The organism is Microbacterium sp. Z12_35 (assembly GCF_058310475.1).
In genome coordinates this window covers 1,410,313-1,427,073 of the sequence record NZ_JBZEGJ010000001.1, presented here as the reverse complement: position 1 = coordinate 1,427,073, position 16,761 = coordinate 1,410,313, and the positions used below count along the sequence as shown (strand labels likewise).

Sequence of the window (16,761 nt, the reverse complement as noted above, 5' to 3'; positions counted from 1 at the left end):
TTCCTATGGGATTCGTGGGATGCGGCGGATGAGTAACGCATGGCGGGACGTCAGAAGCGGCCACCTCCTCGGCGAGAACGGGATCCTCCGCCGAAACCGCCGCCTCCGCTCCGGCTGCGACCGCCGCCGCCGAAGCCGCCTCCGCGAGACGACCCGCCGCCGAAGCCACCGCCGAACCCGCCCCCTCGGCTGCCTCCGCCGCCCAGGATCGAGTTGAGCACGATGCCGCCGAGGATGGCGCCCATCATGCCGTCGCCGCCGGAACCACCGCCGGAGCCCTGCCCGTAGCCGCCGCCGAAGGCCCCGACGTCGTCCTGTGCGGCGCGGGCAGCGGATGCGGCGAGCTGCGCGGCGCGCTGCGCCGCGGCAAGGGCAGCAGCCGCGTCCGATGCGCGCAACTGCTCGGCCTGTGCAAGCGAGGCGTTCGCTTCGGCCAGGCGCGTGCGCGCTTCGGCGCCCACGGCCCCGCGGCGAGCGCCGATGAAGTCCTCCGTCGCGGAGACCTGTGCGCGTGCCTGGAGGAGCGTCTGGTCGATCTGCTGCTCCGCACGGCGCCGGCGTTCGGCCGCATCCCGGCCCTCGGCGATGGCCGCGTCCAGCGCCGCGTTCGCGGCATCCAGCCCGGCGAGAGCCTCCAGCGGTCTGCGGCCGGCGGAGGACAGGGCCTGACGTCCCCGCACGAGTTGCTCGCGGGCGGCGGCCACGGCCACGGCGATCTGCCCGTTCGGGTCCGGCAGACCCGATGCGGCCGTGATGTCGTTCTCCACCTCGCGCAGGAGTGTCGCGGCACGGGTGCCCGCGGCGGCCAGGTCGGCGCCGACCCGTTCCACGGCGTCCTCGAGGAGCTTCGCCTGCGCGACGGCTTCCTGGGCGGCGCGGATGCCCACCGCGGCCTCACCGGCACGCCCCGCACCGAGGTCGGACTGCGCCTCGGCAAGCTGCGCGTCGGCGAACGCGATCCGTTCCCGCGCCTGGGCGGGATTGTCCGCGACCGTGGCGAGGGCCTCGTCGGCGTATTCGGCGTGCAGCGCGGTGAGCCGTGCCTCGGCCGCGGCGACAGCATCCGCCACCGCCGCTCGCTCCTGCTGGGTCCGGGCGAGTTCTTGCGGGGCGTTGCGCTCCAGATCGCGCAGGGCATCGAAGGACTCGGCCTTCTCGTCGAGTGCTTCGTTGGCCGCTGCGGTCAGGGCGAGGATCTCGCCGCGCCAGGCCCGCACCTGCTGTTCGGTGTCGGCGGTCGCGTCGTCGAGCAACTGCTGCAGGGAGAACGCACGATCGAGGTCGGCCTTCGCTTTGGCGAGCACGCTCGCGAATTCCGTCACGGCCTCGTCGCCGAACTGCGCGCGGGCGAACCCGAGTTCTTGCTCACTCGCCTTCACCGCGTCGTCGGTGGCGACTAGCGCCGAGCCGGAACGTCGTTCGAGTTCCTCCAGGCTCAGTTGCTCCGCGGGAGGCGGACCGGATGCGGCGCCCTTGCGCCGGCGAGCGGCGAGCCAGATCAGCACGCCGGCGAAGACGGCGACGAGCAGGACGACCAGTCCGATGAGCGACCAGTTCATCCCGCCGGATGCGGCGGCGCCGGTGCCCCCGGTGCCCCCGCCGACCGCGTCCGTGAGTCCGTCGGCGGCCGCGTCGATCGCGCCGGCCCAGTTCTCGTCGCTCAGCATCGGCTGGATGCGCTGCTGCTCGATCGCGCCGAGCTGATCGAACGACACCGGCCCTTCGGAGAATCCGGAGAGGTAGAAGGCGCGCCCGTCGACGGCGACCGCCAGGAGGTACTGGTTGGGGCCGAGGTTATTGAGATCGGCGGTCGTGTTCGCCCAGTCCTCCGCGTCGGAGGGGTCGGTGAAGTCGTCGACGAAAACCGCCCACAGATCGACGTCGGTTTCGTCCGACAGCTGCGCGAGGCGGCTCTCGGCCTCATCCCGCGCGCCCGGGCTGAGCACACCGGCTTGGTCGAGCACCGACTCGCTGCCGAGCGGGAGGGGGTCGGTCGCTGACGCGGCGGGCGCGGCCGCCAGCCCGATCGCCACGGCGAGCGTCGAGACCAGTACTGCAGACCAGCGCGCGCGCATCGTTCTCCTGGTGTGGGCGGAAACAGCCACTTCGAGTCTATGCAGGACCACGAATATGCGGATAGCGGTTGCGCTGGCGCGCGGCGTGGTCCTGTCGGCCGCCAGGTCGCCCGGGTTAGGGTCGGGGATTCGAGGAGGGGTGCAATGGACGATCGCTACGGCACCGACGTGCTCGCCAAAGGATGGCGCGATGCCGGGCGCAAGGTGGTGCCCCAGGTACCGGCGGAGCGCGAGCTGGTGGTGGAAGTGGCCGGCGACGGCTTCTGCGGAGCGGTGACGAAGGTCGCCTCCGGAACGGTGGAACTGGAAGACCGCCACGGCAAGCGGCGTCTGTTCCCTTTAGGCGCGGGATTCCTCGTGGATGGCGCTGCTGTGGTGCTGACGGCGCCGAAACCGGTCGCGCCCGCCGGTCCGAAGCGCACCGCATCCGGTTCCTTCGCCGTCGAAGATGCCCGCGCGCGTGTGGCCCGGCCCAGCCGCATCCTCGTCGAGGGTCGCCACGATGCCGAACTCGTGGAGAAGGTGTGGGGCCACGACCTGCGCGTGGAGGGCGTGGTCGTGGAGTACCTGCAAGGTGTCGATCTTCTCGCCGACGTCCTGGATGCCGAACCGCCCAGCGCCGAGCGTCGTTACGGGGTGCTGGTCGACCATCTCGTTCCGGGGTCGAAGGAGACGCGCGTCGCCCAGGCGATCGCGCGGGGGAAGCACGGGGCGCACGTGCGGATCGTCGGGCACCCGTTCGTGGACGTGTGGCAGTGCGTGCGCCCGTCCTCGCTCGGGATCGAACGCTGGCCCGAGGTGCCGCGGTCGATCGAGTGGAAGGTCGGCGTCTGCCGCGCCCTCGGCTGGCCCGCGGACGACCAGGCCGACCTCGGGCGCGCGTGGCAGCGCATCCTCGCCAAGGTTTCGTCGTACCGCGACCTGGAGCCCGCGCTCCTCGGCCGGGTCGAGGAACTCATCGATTTCGTGACGGCGTAGGCGATGGCCGGTCGCGCGTCCGGCCGCTCGGCGGTCTCACCCTCCGCCGCACGGGCGGCAGCAGCCGATGCGGACGCCACGGGCGGCCTCGGTAGCCTGGACGGTATGCCCGCTCCTCCCGCCGCGCCCGGCGTCTTCCGCGACCGTCCGGTGTCGTTCGTACGCCGCAGCGGCCGCATGTCCGACGGGCAGGAACGCGCCTGGGCCGACCTGTCGCCGTTCTACCTTCTGGAGGCGCCGCGGGATGCTGCGGCGACGAGCGTACGCGCCGGCTCCGAGATCGACCCCACGGTGGTGTGGGGGAGGACGGCGCCCCTGATCGTCGAGGTCGGCTCGGGTCAGGGTCACGCGATCGTGCACGCGGCAGCGGCGCACCCCGACACCGACTTCCTCGCCGTGGAGGTGTTCAAGGCCGGCCTCGCGCGCACGATGCTCGACGCGGACCGTGCCGGCGTGCGCAACCTGCGCCTCGTGGAGGCGAACGCGCCGGAGGTGCTCGCGCATCTCCTCCCCGCAGCATCCGTCGACGAGGTGTGGGTGTTCTTCCCCGACCCGTGGCACAAGAACAAGCACACCAAGCGGCGCCTGGTGGCCCCCGAATTCCCTCCTGTGGTCGGCTCCGCCCTGAAGCCCGGGGGGATGCTGCGCCTCGCAACGGACTGGGAGGATTACGCACGCCAGATGCGCGACGTCCTCGACGCGTCGCCCCTGTTCGAGCGCGCCTTCGACGGCGACTGGGCGGAGCGGTTCGAGGCACGCGTGCTCACGGCGTTCGAGCGTAAGGGCGCGCGCGCGGGGCGGGACATCCGAGACCTGACCTACCGCCGGGTGGGAGCATGACCGCGCACGCCGACGCGGCGGTCCCGGTCCGGCCGGCCCTGTCGTGGGCGCTCGGCCCCGCGCTTCTCGTATGCCTCGCGGCGCCGGCGTTCTTCGTTCTGCAGATCGCGTGGCTGGGGTGGATTCTCCTGGCCGCAGCCCTCGTCGGCGCCTGGCTCGTCGACCGGCGTGCGGGCACCGCATCCCTTCGCCGCGGCGGTGCCGACGAGCCGCCGAGCCTGCTGCGTGACCTGTCGCTCATCGCTCTCGGGCAGCTGATCGTCAGTGCCATCCCGCTGAAGGCCGAGCTGGACAACCTCGCGATGGTGAGGTTCGGTCTGGCGCTCGGGGGAGCGGTGGTCGTGCCCTACGTGATCTCGCGCTACGTGTACCGCGACTACGCCATCCGCTTCCCCTGGCGCGGGGGCGGGCGATGGACGCCGTTGCAGTGGGGCTGGCTCGTCGCCGTGCTCGCGCTCGGGTGGCTGATCCTGCCGTTCTACTTCATCACCTCCGGCGTGTACATGAACTGGCCGGTCGTGGATACCCCCGAGATGATCGCGCGGCTGTTCGTCGGTGTCGGCGCGGTAGGGATCTGGGACGAGCTGTTCTTCATCTGCACCGTGTTCGTGCTGCTGCGCCGGCACTTCCCCGACTGGCTGGCGAACCTGCTGCAGACCGTCGTGTTCGTGTCGTTCCTGTGGGAGCTCGGCTACCAGGCGTGGGGGCCGGCGCTCACCATCCCGTTCGCGCTCGTGCAGGCGGTCCTCTTCCTCCGCACCCGCTCCCTCGGATACGTCGTCACCGTGCATCTGCTCTTCGACGCGGTCGTCTTCGGCGTTCTCGTGCACGCCCACAACCCCGGCCTCCTCCCGATCTTCCTCCTCTAGCCCCCGCCCCGCCCGCGCGCACGCCCCCGCCCCGCCCGCGAGAAACGACGTTCCGGACGAGAAACGACGCGAGGCGTTGTGTCTCACCCCGAACGTCGTTTCTCGCTTCAGCGACGGGCGCGCAGGGGGTGCACAGGGCACGTGGGTAGCCTGGGAGCGGATGCCGACCGCATCCCCGGACGAGGGATCAGTACCCGGTAAGCGACAAGACTGGCCGAGGAGCTGTCATGTCGTGGATCGTTCTCATCGTCTCCGGAGTGCTCGAAGCGGTCTGGGCGACCGCACTGGGCAAGTCCGAAGGCTTCACGAAACTGTGGCCCACCGTGATCTTCGGGGTCGCCGTGGTAGCGAGCATGGGCGGGCTGGCGTGGTCGTTGCGCGAGATCCCCACGGGCACGGGATATGCGGTGTGGGTCGGGATCGGAGCATCCCTCACCGTCGTTTACGGCATGCTCACCGGCGCCGAAGCCGTGTCGCTGATCAAGGTCCTCCTCATCTTGGGTCTCGTCGGCTGCATCGTCGGGCTCAAGCTCGTCAGCGACCACTGACCCGCGGCATCCGGGACTCCGCACCGCGTCACCGTCGCGCCACCCGCGGTTCACCGGTCGGGCACACGCCGCTGGCAGGATGCGGCGGACCCCCGCGAAAGGTTCCGTGTGAGCACCCTGCCGAGCGACCGCCCCGCCTCTGTCCGATCCCCGCTCCGTTCCCCCCGCCGGTCCCGCCCCGTACGGATGCTGCGCCTCGCCGCCGCGGACCTCCTGCGGTCGCCGCGCGGCGTGGAGCCGATCGAGCGGCGGGACGTCGCGCGGATCGTGACGCTGTGGGTGACCGCCCGCACGGTGAATCTCTCGCTGCTGTTCGGCTTCTACGCGATGGCCCGCGCCGCCCGCTGGGGGTTCGGACCGGACGACCGCCGCGTCGGCACGTTCCTCGACTTCCTCACCGGTTGGGACGCCGATCGCTACGGCACGATCGCGATGGAGGGCTACCCCGACCGCTTGCCCGTCAACGAATCCGGCGACATCATGCCGAACAACTGGGCTTTTCTCCCCGTGTTTCCTTACCTGACGCGGTACGGGCACGACGCCACGGGAGTGCCGTGGCAACTCGTAGCCGTCACGGTAGCGATCATCGCGAGCCTCGGCGCCACGTGGATGCTGTTCGTCCTCCTCCGCCGGGTGACCAATCCCCGAGCGGCCTGGTGGGGGGTCACGTTCTTCTCCTTCGCGCCGCTGGCGTTCGTCTACGTGCTCGGGTACAGCGACGGGCTCGCGCTCTTGCTGACCTTCGCCGCCCTCGTCCTCGCCGTCGACCGCCGCTACGTGTGGATCGGCCCGCTCGGCGTGATCGCCGCGTTCACGCGGCCGGGGGCGCTCGCGCTCGCGCTGGCCCTCGGCATCCTGTTCGCCGTGCGGATGCTGCGCCGCCGTGTCGACCCGTTCCCTCCCGCGCAGGTGATCGGTCTGTTCCTCGCCGGCACGTCGACCGCGGCGGCGGGGCTGGCGTGGACGGTGATCGCGGAGCGCAAGACCGGTGTCGACAACGCCTATATCCGCACGGAGCTCGGATGGTGGCTCGGGTCGGTCGGCAATGACCCGTTCGTGCCGTTCACGCCGTGGTTCCGTCAGGCCGGCACCCACCTGGGGGTGATCGGGATCGCGCTCGTCGTAGCGCTTCTGGCCGGGTTCGCGGCGTTGCTGTGGTCACGGTCGGTGCGCCGACTCGGGGTGGTCATCGTCGCGTACACGCTCAGCTACGGCCTGTATCTGTTCGCGGTCTTCCTGCCGCAGAGCAGCACGTTCCGGCTGCTGGCGCCGCTGTCGCCCCTGCTGGGCGACGAGCGCCTGACGGCGACGCCACGCCGCCGCGTCGGCATCCTTGCCGGATGCCTCGCGCTGCAGGTGGTCGCCGTGTGGCTGCTGTGGACGATCAACCACCCGTGAGGCGTGAGGTGCGCGCCGGGGGGAGGCGGCGTGAACCCTCCCGCGGACGGGACCGGCCCTGCGCCGGTGATAACCTCGATCAGTACGCCTCCGTAGCTCAGGGGATAGAGCGTTGGTTTCCGGTACCAAAGGTCGCTGGTTCGATTCCAGTCGGGGGCACCAGTCGGGACAAGGGATCGCGGGCCGTTCAGGCCTTGCGATCCCTTTCTCGTGACAACGCGGTGACAACATTTGCGGAGCGCTTCGCCTGATCGAGAGCTGCCGCGACCGCGTCGAGATCGTCATCGAACAGATCCGCGTACACATCGAGAGTCATCGCGGCGGACGCGTGGCCAAGCATCCGCTGTACCGCCTTCACGTGCGCCCCGGCTTGCACAGCGAGGCTCGCGGCCGTGTGTCGCAGGTCGTGGGGTGTGACCCTCGGGAATGTCGGATCGTCTTCCTGCGCCGCACGGACGGCGACCGTGAACCATCCGTTGCGCGACGCCGGCAGCTTGACGTGTTCTGACCCATTGCCGAACAGCAGTTGATCGCGGGCCTTTCCCTCAGCGAGCTGCGCGAGTGGCAATGCGAGGAACTCGGGATAGGGCACAGAGCGGGAGCGGTGCGTCTTGGGAGTGCCGACGTGAACCTCGGACGACACGAGCACCGCGTTCTCCTCGACGTTCACGCGACGCCTGAGCGTGTCGACGTGCCGGATGCGGAGTGCGGTGGCCTCGCCCCATCGCAGGCCCGTGTAGGCCAGGAAGAGCACGAGCGTGGGGTGTCTGGCGTGGTCTGCGAGGGTCTGCACTTGAGCGTGATCGAGGTAGTGCCTGCGTCCACTGCGGGTCTTGATCGGCAGAGCAATATCGCGGGCGACGTTGCGCGAGAGGCGGCGGTCGTGGACTGCGCCGTCGAGAATGCCAGCGAGAATTCCCTGCGCACGCCTCACTGTGGTCGATCCACCCGTCATCGCGGAAACCCACGATTGCACCTCGGAGTGTCGAATGCTGCCCACCGTGCGCGCGCCCCACTTCGGCTGGACGTGCTTCCGCCACGCAGACTCAAGCGGCCGGAACGAAGACGGCTTCAGGACACCCCGCCGCTGCTGGAGCCACTCCTCCCCCATCGTGTCGACGGTCACCGCGGCGGCGGTCGGATCGATGAACTCGCCGCGGCTCTTGGCGATCGCGACCTGGGCGAGCGCGAGTTCCGCGTCGCGCTTGGTCCGGAATCCGCGCTTGGTGCGCTGCGACTGGTCGGGCGCTCGATAGCTGATCCGGTACATGCGCTTGCCCGCCGCGGTTGTGTAGGGGTGAATGCTACCCATCGCCCCACACCTCCTTGAACTGAACGGTTGTGTGTTCGTTGGGGCGACTCAGCACCGGTCCACCTACCTGCCGATTGAGGGTCCGCCGGGTGCTGGTGCGCCCGTGAAGGGTCCGGTCGCGGATGTATCCGGGAGATCGATTCCGGGTGCGAGTCCTTCGAAGCGCGCCCGGTTCATCAGTCGTGTTGCCGTGCTCTGACTCACGCCCAGGCAGTCGGCCACTGCCTTCAGTGGCGGCAGATTGATGACCGCCGCCAGCCGATAGGTTGTCGACGCGTCCACAACACTGGCCGTCAGGTCGCGGTCTTCGCGTTCCTGCATGCGTCGAAGATAGTCGGCGCCTGTTGCGACCGGGTGGTCTGGCTCAGCGACTGCGGATACCTGCAAACCGCTCGCCTGGAGCGCGTACTGCACACGCACCTCGCGCAAGGTCAGGCTGGTCACCTCATCCCCGTCGCCCTCGCGGAGAACCCTCACCTCCGCGGCGACCGTGCGACTCAGGCGTGCGTCGAAGGCGACGTGCACACGAACGGCGCCGGGCACCCCCGGTTCGCCGCGGAGCACGATCGTCCACGACGCCGGAACACTCACCCCGTTGCCCACGTCGACGCGCTCGTCGCTGACGTCGACGTTCTCGAGGTGCACCATGCGCCCAGTATCTCAGGCATCCACTTGCCGAACAAGGTATGACATGACGCATTCATGACACATATGGTTCAGTTCGGTGCTACGGTGTGCGCATGCGCTGACAAAGGTGGCTCACGAAGGAGAAGAAATGAACCGCTCGCAGAACTCACTCGCCCTCACGTACAAGGACGCTGCCCTGCTGGTAGGCGTCGAGTATCGGACCATCAAGCTCGGGGTGGAGCGCGGCACGATCCCCACCGTCCAGCTCGGGCCGCGCCGGATGATCCCCCGCGCGGCGCTGCTGAGGATCTTCGGCGTCGAGCCCTGATCCGGACCACCCGACGGTCATGGTCGACGCGCGACTGCCCGCCGAGTGGCTGGGCAGCCTCCGAATCGACAAGCTGAGCGACCGCGCGTTCCGCGTCCTCGCCGGCGCACTGATGTGGTGCAACGGGCAAGGAACCGACGGAGCAGTACCAGCTCGCTACACGAAGTACCTTCATCCCGACGGCGATGACCAGGATGCCTTTGACGAGTTGGAGGCCGCCGGCCTGTGGTCGCGTGTGGAGGACGGCTACCTCCTGGCCGGCTGGTCGGATGATCTCCACCAGTCCACCGCCGAAGAGATCCACCGCTACCGAGACGCCGCCAAGCGCCGCCAGCAGGCGTATCGCGACCGCCTGAGGGGTCCGAACCTCGAGTCCGACCGAGCGACCGCACACGAGCCACGAGCCATGCGTGACGTGACGCATAACGCGACGCGTGACGTGACGGCGAACCTAGGCTCAGGCTCTTTAAGCGAGACAACAAGAAGGGGTGCCTACGTGACGCGTCACGTCACGCGTCACGCAGACTCCTCTTTCTGCTCGAAGCATCCGACCGGCACATCGAACCCCTGCGGTGCCTGTGCGCGCGCCAGAACGGCACACGAGGCCCGCCAGAACACGATCCCCGGCTTGGGTTGGGACTGTGCCGTCGATGGCCACAAGCTCGTCGTCGACGGCACCTGCGCAGTATGCGACTACCGTCCCCGTGCAAACGCCGCGTAGCCGCATCGACGTGCACCCCAGTGGCCGACGAGGAATCTCTGGTCAGCAACGAGTGAGCAATCGCTAGCAGAGCGCAGGCGAAGCAAGCGGCCGACGACCGCGGCTATTCAGTCGATCGCGAGTCCCCATGCCGCAAGGGGATCGGTCAGCGAACTTCTTGCGCCTGCTCTTGGACGTCGACCAGCCAGCCCGCTAGCGTGCGTCGACGCTGCTCGGGTGGTGGATCGGCAGCGGGGTCCACGGCTGACGAGAGTTGCTCAGTTTGATCGGTGATGGCTTGCCCGACGCCTCGCGTCGGCGTCAGCATGGCAGTCCCGGGCAATGGCACGATCTCGATCATGTACCGCGACGGTCGCGTACCCCAGAACACGCCTTCTCCGGACGCGCGACCGACCATCGGCCACTCGCCGCCGTCGGGCGGGCATGGTCGCGTCCGGCGGTGCGCCGTGGCCGGGTCTGCGCAATGACGGTCGTTCTATGACCTCGCGCGTAACCGTGTAAACCGCCACCACTCGGCCGCGCACCCGATCGGGAAACTCCTCCTCGTGGTGCGACTCCATCGCATCCACCGTGGCGAGGACCTCCGGACCGAGGACGTCAGTCAGGGCCGGGTACGCGGTCCGCGACTCGATACCGAATTCGACCTCGTCTCCCACGGCGAACGGATCACCGCAGCACGCCCACTCCCACTCGGTCAGCCACACGCGCGTCATAGCCGCAACGCTAACCCGACCCGTTCGTTCGCACAGGGTTGACGCATTCGCGGATCGGCATGCGCGCCAGCAGTTTTTGCGTTCTAGCGATGGGTCGGGGGCATCTTTGGGGATGACTCAGGCGAACTGCATGTTGCCTATCGCAGCGGGTTGATCAGAATGGGGTGGACATTTCGGCCTGCTCGCGAAGAGCGATCTGCGTGGTCTTCGGACGAGATCTGGCGAACACGATCGCGAGGATGATCGCCACGATTGGGACGGAGAAGGCGAGCATCGGAACGACCGTCATGCCGAACAGTGCCGCGTACCCGAGGCCCAGGGCGGCGCCGACAGTGACTCGGACGGAAAGGGCTCCGCGCAGGCGTGGGATGCTCCACCAGGCGACAGCAGCGCCGACAAGGGCAGCCGACAAGCTCATCCAGAGAGGCATCTGCGGGCCCGCGGGCGCGTAAACGTATGCGATGGCGACGGCTGTGAGACCGAGGACTACGAGGCCGAGCGGCCCCCAAACCGCTACCCGATGGTGGCGTGTCGGGACGATAAGAGCGATCGCCGTCAGAAGCGGGATCGCTGCGGCGAGGAGAATCGTGATGCCCTGGCCCATCGCGATGGTTGTGTCAACGGCGCCCGCCGACCACCCGGCACCAGTGAACGCATATGCGACTCCCACCGCGCCGAAGACAGCGCTCATGACGGTGAGCCAGCGGACTGCGCCTCGAACCTCGGAAGGCCGCGATCTGTTCGGTGCGACCGACGGAGAAGAGAGTGGGACGCGCCGGCTGCTGATCGTCCGAAGAGCCACGATCGCGACGATTGCCGCAGTTACGGTCGACAACGTGGGATTGATGAGGGACAGGCCCAGGGCGGGTGCGGCCACCGCGCCGGCGAGGGCGGCCAGAGGGAGCCGGCCGAACCATGGCCAACGGGTTCGGTAGAAGAGTCCGTCGACACCAAGCCCAATGCCCGCAGCCCCGACGACCCAAGCCGATACGAAGAGCACGCCCCACGCCGCTGCCAGACCGGTCTCGGGCTGATTAGCGTCAGCAAGGCGGAAACCCCACGCCCAGGACAACTGCGCTAACGCGGCGAGCAACAGCGCTAACAGAAGTACGGGGAGAACAAGGAGTGCACGTGGCGGCGTGACCCACCGTCGCTCCCTGGCGACCGCGACCAACCCGAACGCGGCCAGCATCGGAGCCACGCTCATGCTTGCAAGCCAAACCACCCAACCGGGGCCGGGCCCACCGCTCACGCCTGCCAAGAGTCCTATCCAGGACAAAGCACCGAGCGCTATTGCTAGCAACGACGTCCACAACGCCACCCGCGCATCCAAACGGAGACCCACTCCGTTGACGAACGCAGAGAACCGGTCGGCCCGTGACGGAGCGGTGCGGCGTTCGTGATCCGCGTGATCCCGCAAGCTATCGACGAACACGTCACCATTTGCCCGCCGCCACCATGCCGGATACCAGCGCAACGGTCGCTGAAACTCGTCCTGCTTCTGGGGGCTTGTCACGCGAATCCCCCCGCCGGCGTCTGAGCAAACCCATGCACGGCGAGTCGCGTCCGCGCCGCTCGAGCAGACCGTTCCATGAGATCGACCTCCGCCGACAATCGCGCTGCGCCGCCCTCCGTGATCACGAAGTACCGACGCGCGCGGCCAGCCACGATCTCTTCACCGTCCGGTGCGATCGAACCTTCCGACTCAAGCCTCTCCAGTGCCGCATACAAGCTAGCCACCTTCAACGAGACCCGACCGCCAGTAGCTTTCGTCGTTTCCCTGAGAATCTCATAACCGTGCCGCCGCCCCGAAGCGAGAGCAGTAAGGATCCAGAACGATGGTTGCGACAAGGAAGCGCTCATGAACTCAAGCATATTCCAGAAACAAGAATATGCTAGCCGTTCCTCTATGCACCAATGACGAGAAGGACTCAAGTCATCCACGTTCGATCTGACCTCGAGAGGCAAAATCGGGAGCGTCGCGGTGACCGATCGGCTACCGCGAACGAGTCACCTCGGCCGGGCCGCAGAAATCTGCCGTGAACTCAAGTGGCCGAATCGGACAATACTTAGTGTGACCACCCACGACGGCGAGATCATCCGCCGCTCCCTCGAGCAGCCAGCGGCGTTCGCCGAGCTGTACGACCGGCACGAGCGCGTCATCTTTCGCTATGCGGCCCGTCGGATCGGTGCGGGCGAGGCGGATGACATCGCCTCGGAGACGTTTCTCGTCGCGTTCACGCGCCGGCGAGCCTTCACGGGCAGCGAGGACGCGCGCCCGTGGTTGCTCGGGATTGCCACCACACTGATGCGGCAGCACGCGCGGACGGAAGCGAAGGCGTGGCGGGGCATGCTCGCGTCGGACTTGGCCCGCACCGACATTGACCAGATTGACGCCGCCGACGCTCGCCTCGACGCGAAGCGCCTCACCCGCCGCCTCGGCAGAGCACTCGCCCGCCTACCTGCCGGCGACCGCGACACCCTTCTGCTGCACACGTTCGGGGATCTCGATTACGAGGGCATCAGCGAAGCGCTGAGCGTTCCGGTCGGCACCGTCCGTTCACGACTGAACCGCGTGCGCCGCAAGCTGCGCGCTGCTGTCGAACCGATTTTGAATCAAGAGAAGGAACAGAGCCATGGACGAAATCTCGCTCCTGCGCCGAGCGCGGACTGATATCCCCGAGCGCACTCCGGCGAGTGTTGCTCGCGGGCGGGCGGCGCTGTTCGCTCAGATCGAGGCAGAAACACCGTACGCGCCGTTTTCAGCTGTAGGGGACGACACATCCTTCACCCCTTTGCCGCTGCGGCGCCGTCGACGCCGCACTGTGGCGTGGACCGGGTTCTCTGCTCTGGGCGCCGGCGCCCTGACCGTCGCGCTCGTTAGCGGCAACTTGTTCGGAATCGGAGGCTGGCATGGCGGAGCCGATCCGGCAGCCGCCGACGCACTGAACGCCGCCGCCATCGCCACCCTCCAAGTCACCGACCCCACGCTGAGCCCCGGGCAGTTTTTGCGCGTGCGCACTGACGCCGTGTACATGACACAGGCATATCTCGACGAGGACGTAGACGCCGCTCGCGTGGACGGCGCGGTGGAGGATCTCAACACGGTCGAGGCTCAGTACTTCATGGCACGGGAGCAGTTGGAATTGTTCCGCCCCGCGGATCGCAACGACACCTGGTGGCGGATCCAGTGCCGGACTAGCGTGGCCCAGACCTTCGGCCCGAAATCCGAGCTAGCGGCGAAGCAGAGCCCCATATTTACGGAAGGGCCCATCGGGAACCTGATTGAACTGCCCGCCGGGAGAATCAAGTACGAATTGCCAGACGGGGGGGTCAAGATCAGCGACCCGTGGAACGGGTTCTCCGTCCCGGGTGGATCGAGCGATGACTTCAGCCAGCTTCCCTTGGAACCAAGCGAGCTACTTGCCGAGATCTATCGTCTGACCACGGGGCAAGGCCCGTCCCCCGACGGCGAAGCACTTGTCTGGATCGCGGACACCCTCCGGGGGGGCGCCGTGCCGGCTGAATACCGCGCCGCCATGTATCAGGCGGCCGCGCTGATCCCGGGCGTGACCATCACAGACGAACAGGCGACCCTCAACGGAAGCACCGGCACGGCCATCGGGCGTGATGAAACGAACAATAGCTTCCGACAAGAGATCATCATCGACCCCGCAACCGGACAATTCATCGGAGAGCGGACGATAGCGCTAGAAGGCTACGGCGCCATAGCCGCGGGCGACGACCCAGCCGCTGGCACCACTGTTGGATGGACGGCTGTCACGACCGAGATCGTCGACGCTGCGCCGACCGACGTGTCCACCTGCAGCATGTGACCGAGGGTGTGTCGGTGAACAACCAATCCAGCGTGCAGCCCATCAGCCCGTCCGACATCACGCTTCCGCCCACCGCCCAGATCGACCTCACCTGACTCCTGTCCGCCACAGGGAAAGGTGACCCCGTCCAAACGTCCGCAGAGGGGTCCTTCATCGCTGGCGTTCATGAAGAGGCGCACCAGTGGCGGGGCTGATGTCCGCAAGACCTGCCCGAACCTGATTCGCGGCAAGGTGCGTCATATGCAACAAGATGCGATGGCACGAGAACGAACTGGTCGCACCAAGTCAAGACAACATCGGCGACCGCAAGATCCTCCACCACGACGCACGACGACAGCGGGCAGAAGTTGAGAGCAGCCCTATGAGCAATGCACGCAGGCACTTTGAGTGAGCGACTCCTGATTCCTTGCAATGTCTGGGATGCCGTGTAAACCAGGTTGCATGGCACGAAGCAGGTATACGAAGCCAAGAGCGCGACGCGAGGAAGCATATCGCCGGCAACGAGAGGCGAACGACGCGGCCGCCGAGGTGGCACGTGAGCGAGCAAAGGCGCTGGTGGAAGCGGAGCGCTCGGTCGCAGCACAGCGAGATCTCCGACTCGTGTGGGGTGGCCGCGAAGACGGACTCTCGCGGCTTCGTGACATCTCACGCCAGCTCGAGAAGCTGCACCGAGCGGAACTCGCCCTTCTTCGGGAACGCGACGAGTTGGTGCACGCTCTGCGACGAGTCGACGTCTCGTGGGCGCTGCTATCCACGTGGTCGGGTCTGAGCCGCCAGGCGCTCAGTAAGCGACCGATTTCGACCCGACCATCGTCCAAAGAGGGCCCCGAAGACTTCCAATAGTGGACGCATGGTGACACCGCAAGTGCGGGGTATCAGAGACGGCACCAACAGCTACACGGCTAAATGTTGGTATCGGTTGGTGGTATCAACACTTCGCCACAGCGCGCTGACCTTGAGTTCTGTCGGGGGGCAAGGCCATTACCAACATTTAGCGTCATAAGTGTTGGTAGGATTGATCTATGCCCACACCTTCCACCCCTGCGAGCATTCCCATCGGGGCGGTCTCGTACGAGACATTCGACTGGAAGCCGCAGGCGCCCGAGATGCACTCGCGTGCTGAGGTACTGCGCCAGACCGGCCCGTATGACGCCACCGTCACGGCACCGATCCTGGACTGGAATCCACGCATCCCTGGTGATGTCTCCGCTGACGTCGAGGACGCGACACGGGAGCTCGTGACATTCGACAAGCACGCAAAGAGCCGGCTGGGTACCGACAACCCGGCGCTGGGGCCGATGACGGCGATCCTGCTGCGCACAGAGTCGGCGTCCAGTTCGCAGATCGAGCAATTGACGACGTCGGCGAAGCAGCTCGCCCTCGCCGAGATCGACGAGGGCGACAAGGCAAACGCGCTCACCGTCATCGGCAACGTCCGCGCCATGGAAGCAGCGCTGCGACTCTCGGATCACATAAGCGAGGACTCGATCCTCGCGATGCACAAGGCGCTGATGCTCCACCAACCGGGCTTCGAGGAGGACGCCGGCCGCTACCGCTCCGAGCAAGTGTGGATCGGCCCCGGTGAGGCTGGCCCCCGCCTCGCAGAGTTCGTAGCTCCCCACCATGACCGCATTCCCGGCGCCATCGCGGACCTGGTGGACTTCGCAAAGCGCCAGGACATCTCCGTGCTTGTGCAGGTCGCCGTCGCGCACGCCCAATTCGAGACCATCCACCCCTTCCCCGATGGCAACGGCCGGACGGGGCGTGCGCTCGCCCAGTCGATCCTGCGTAACAAGGGACTCGTCGGGTCCACTGCCGTGCCGATATCGGCTGGACTCCTGGTCGATACCGAGCGCTACTTCGCTGCGCTCACCGCGTTCCGGTCCGGAGATGCCGAGCCGATCGTTAGCGAGTTCGCCTCGGCCAGTCGGATCGCCGCCACCACAGGGACCCAGCTCGTCGACGACCTCGTTGCACAACTCGACGATTCCCGCCAAAAGTTGAAGGGTCTGCGTTCCGATGCGGCGGCGTGGAGGATCCTCCCAGCTCTCGTCGGTCAACCCGCGGTGAACACGAAGTACCTCATGAGCAACCTCGGCTTGGGTGAGATGGGCGCGCTTCGCGCGTTGGACACCCTCACCGATCGCGGCGTGCTCACCGAGAGCACGGGGAAGAGCCGGAACCGCGTGTGGCAGCACCGCGGGATCCTCGACGTGCTCGACGGCTACGCCGAGAAGATCCGGCGGATGTCGCTGCGATGAGGTCCGACGTCGTCAACGACGTCAGCATCGTGTAGATCGACATGATCGTCGTCGCGACAATCATCGTCATCAACATGATCAACACCGTGACCTCGTCATGACGTCGTCATGACCTCGGCGACGGCCCCGGCGGTGACGAAGGAGGTCTCGGCGGCGACAGCGGATCCCGAACAGAGCCAGTCCTAGTCAGTTGGGTCATTATTTGCACCCAGAAAGATCGGAGTTCGAATGCCCGATCCTGTGCTCCCTTGGATC

At 67.4% G+C, this 16,761-nt stretch carries 18 protein-coding genes, 1 tRNA gene and 1 riboswitch; of the genes, 12 read left to right on the top strand and 7 right to left on the bottom strand.

Annotated elements, in window-relative coordinates:
• Positions 1–50: 50 nt before the first annotated feature.
• Entirely contained in the window at positions 51–2,105 is a 2,055-nt protein-coding gene (locus AC4FS1_RS07090) for a TPM domain-containing protein (protein ID WP_491153684.1), read from the bottom strand.
• A 114-nt stretch (positions 2,106–2,219) separates the two neighbouring features.
• Here AC4FS1_RS07090 and AC4FS1_RS07085 point away from each other — a divergent pair, with 114 nt between their 5' ends.
• From AC4FS1_RS07085 to AC4FS1_RS07060, 6 genes are all read left to right on the top strand, one after another.
• The gene (locus tag AC4FS1_RS07085; RefSeq protein ID WP_491153682.1) at positions 2,220–3,053 is read left to right on the top strand and encodes a DUF3097 domain-containing protein; all 834 of its coding nucleotides are present in this window, start codon (positions 2,220–2,222) and stop codon (positions 3,051–3,053) included.
• Positions 3,054–3,158: 105 nt separating this feature from the next.
• Positions 3,159–3,893: a tRNA (guanosine(46)-N7)-methyltransferase TrmB gene (trmB, locus tag AC4FS1_RS07080; RefSeq protein ID WP_491153681.1), complete on the top strand. Its 735-nt coding sequence runs from the start codon at positions 3,159–3,161 to the stop codon at positions 3,891–3,893.
• A complete protein-coding gene (locus AC4FS1_RS07075; RefSeq protein WP_491153679.1) occupies positions 3,890–4,762 on the top strand; it encodes a CPBP family intramembrane glutamic endopeptidase in 873 nt (290 codons plus the stop codon). The genes trmB and AC4FS1_RS07075 overlap by 4 nt, the downstream gene beginning before the upstream one ends.
• Before the next feature lie 154 nt (positions 4,763–4,916).
• Positions 4,917–4,981: riboswitch (guanidine-III (ykkC-III) riboswitch) on the top strand.
• An 8-nt stretch (positions 4,982–4,989) separates the two neighbouring features.
• Complete coding sequence (locus AC4FS1_RS07070; RefSeq protein WP_491153677.1) at positions 4,990–5,310, top strand: DMT family transporter; 321 nt, start codon at positions 4,990–4,992, stop codon at positions 5,308–5,310.
• Between the two features lie 108 nt (positions 5,311–5,418).
• Positions 5,419–6,708, top strand: a complete 1,290-nt coding sequence (locus tag AC4FS1_RS07065) for a hypothetical protein (RefSeq protein WP_491153675.1) — start codon at positions 5,419–5,421, stop codon at positions 6,706–6,708.
• An 86-nt stretch (positions 6,709–6,794) separates the two neighbouring features.
• Positions 6,795–6,870: transfer RNA gene (locus AC4FS1_RS07060), tRNA-Arg, on the top strand.
• A gap of 25 nt (positions 6,871–6,895) precedes the next feature.
• Here AC4FS1_RS07060 and AC4FS1_RS07055 read toward each other — a convergent pair.
• Both AC4FS1_RS07055 and AC4FS1_RS07050 read right to left on the bottom strand, forming a co-directional pair.
• Positions 6,896–8,020 (bottom strand): site-specific integrase, encoded by a 1,125-nt coding sequence (locus AC4FS1_RS07055; protein WP_491153674.1) that lies wholly within the window; start codon positions 8,018–8,020, stop codon positions 6,896–6,898.
• 63 nt (positions 8,021–8,083) lie between these two features.
• Complete coding sequence (locus tag AC4FS1_RS07050; protein WP_491153673.1) at positions 8,084–8,668, bottom strand: hypothetical protein; 585 nt, start codon at positions 8,666–8,668, stop codon at positions 8,084–8,086.
• Positions 8,669–8,795: 127 nt separating this feature from the next.
• Between AC4FS1_RS07050 and AC4FS1_RS07045 the strand changes: the two genes are divergently transcribed.
• Both AC4FS1_RS07045 and AC4FS1_RS07040 read left to right on the top strand, forming a co-directional pair.
• On the top strand, positions 8,796–8,975 hold the full coding sequence (locus tag AC4FS1_RS07045) for a DNA-binding protein (RefSeq protein ID WP_474591279.1): 180 nt from the start codon (positions 8,796–8,798) through the stop codon (positions 8,973–8,975).
• A gap of 19 nt (positions 8,976–8,994) precedes the next feature.
• Positions 8,995–9,696: a hypothetical protein gene (locus AC4FS1_RS07040; protein ID WP_491153670.1), complete on the top strand. Its 702-nt coding sequence runs from the start codon at positions 8,995–8,997 to the stop codon at positions 9,694–9,696.
• Positions 9,697–9,841: 145 nt separating this feature from the next.
• Here AC4FS1_RS07040 and AC4FS1_RS07035 read toward each other — a convergent pair whose 3' ends face one another.
• The 4 genes from AC4FS1_RS07035 to AC4FS1_RS07020 all read right to left on the bottom strand — a co-directional run bounded on the left by AC4FS1_RS07035 (position 9,842) and on the right by AC4FS1_RS07020 (position 12,272).
• Entirely contained in the window at positions 9,842–10,036 is a 195-nt protein-coding gene (locus AC4FS1_RS07035; protein WP_491155736.1) for a hypothetical protein, read from the bottom strand.
• Positions 9,954–10,409 carry a DUF6578 domain-containing protein gene (locus tag AC4FS1_RS07030; protein WP_491153669.1) on the bottom strand — a complete coding sequence of 152 codons (456 nt, stop codon included), beginning with the start codon at positions 10,407–10,409 and terminating at the stop codon, positions 9,954–9,956. Before AC4FS1_RS07030 ends, AC4FS1_RS07035 begins: the two co-directional genes overlap by 83 nt.
• Before the next feature lie 154 nt (positions 10,410–10,563).
• Positions 10,564–11,616, bottom strand: a complete 1,053-nt coding sequence (locus AC4FS1_RS07025; protein WP_491153667.1) for a hypothetical protein — start codon at positions 11,614–11,616, stop codon at positions 10,564–10,566.
• Between the two features lie 305 nt (positions 11,617–11,921).
• On the bottom strand, positions 11,922–12,272 hold the full coding sequence (locus AC4FS1_RS07020; protein ID WP_491153665.1) for a PadR family transcriptional regulator: 351 nt from the start codon (positions 12,270–12,272) through the stop codon (positions 11,922–11,924).
• A 211-nt stretch (positions 12,273–12,483) separates the two neighbouring features.
• Between AC4FS1_RS07020 and AC4FS1_RS07015 the strand changes: the two genes are divergently transcribed.
• From AC4FS1_RS07015 to AC4FS1_RS07000, 4 genes are all read left to right on the top strand, one after another.
• Complete coding sequence (locus AC4FS1_RS07015; RefSeq protein ID WP_491153663.1) at positions 12,484–13,083, top strand: RNA polymerase sigma factor; 600 nt, start codon at positions 12,484–12,486, stop codon at positions 13,081–13,083.
• A complete protein-coding gene (locus AC4FS1_RS07010; protein WP_491153661.1) occupies positions 13,046–14,245 on the top strand; it encodes a hypothetical protein in 1,200 nt (399 codons plus the stop codon). The genes AC4FS1_RS07015 and AC4FS1_RS07010 overlap by 38 nt, the downstream gene beginning before the upstream one ends.
• 441 nt (positions 14,246–14,686) lie before the next feature.
• Positions 14,687–15,088 (top strand): hypothetical protein, encoded by a 402-nt coding sequence (locus AC4FS1_RS07005; RefSeq protein ID WP_491153660.1) that lies wholly within the window; start codon positions 14,687–14,689, stop codon positions 15,086–15,088.
• A 179-nt stretch (positions 15,089–15,267) separates the two neighbouring features.
• Complete coding sequence (locus AC4FS1_RS07000; RefSeq protein WP_491153658.1) at positions 15,268–16,506, top strand: Fic family protein; 1,239 nt, start codon at positions 15,268–15,270, stop codon at positions 16,504–16,506.
• Positions 16,507–16,761 lie beyond the last annotated feature (255 nt).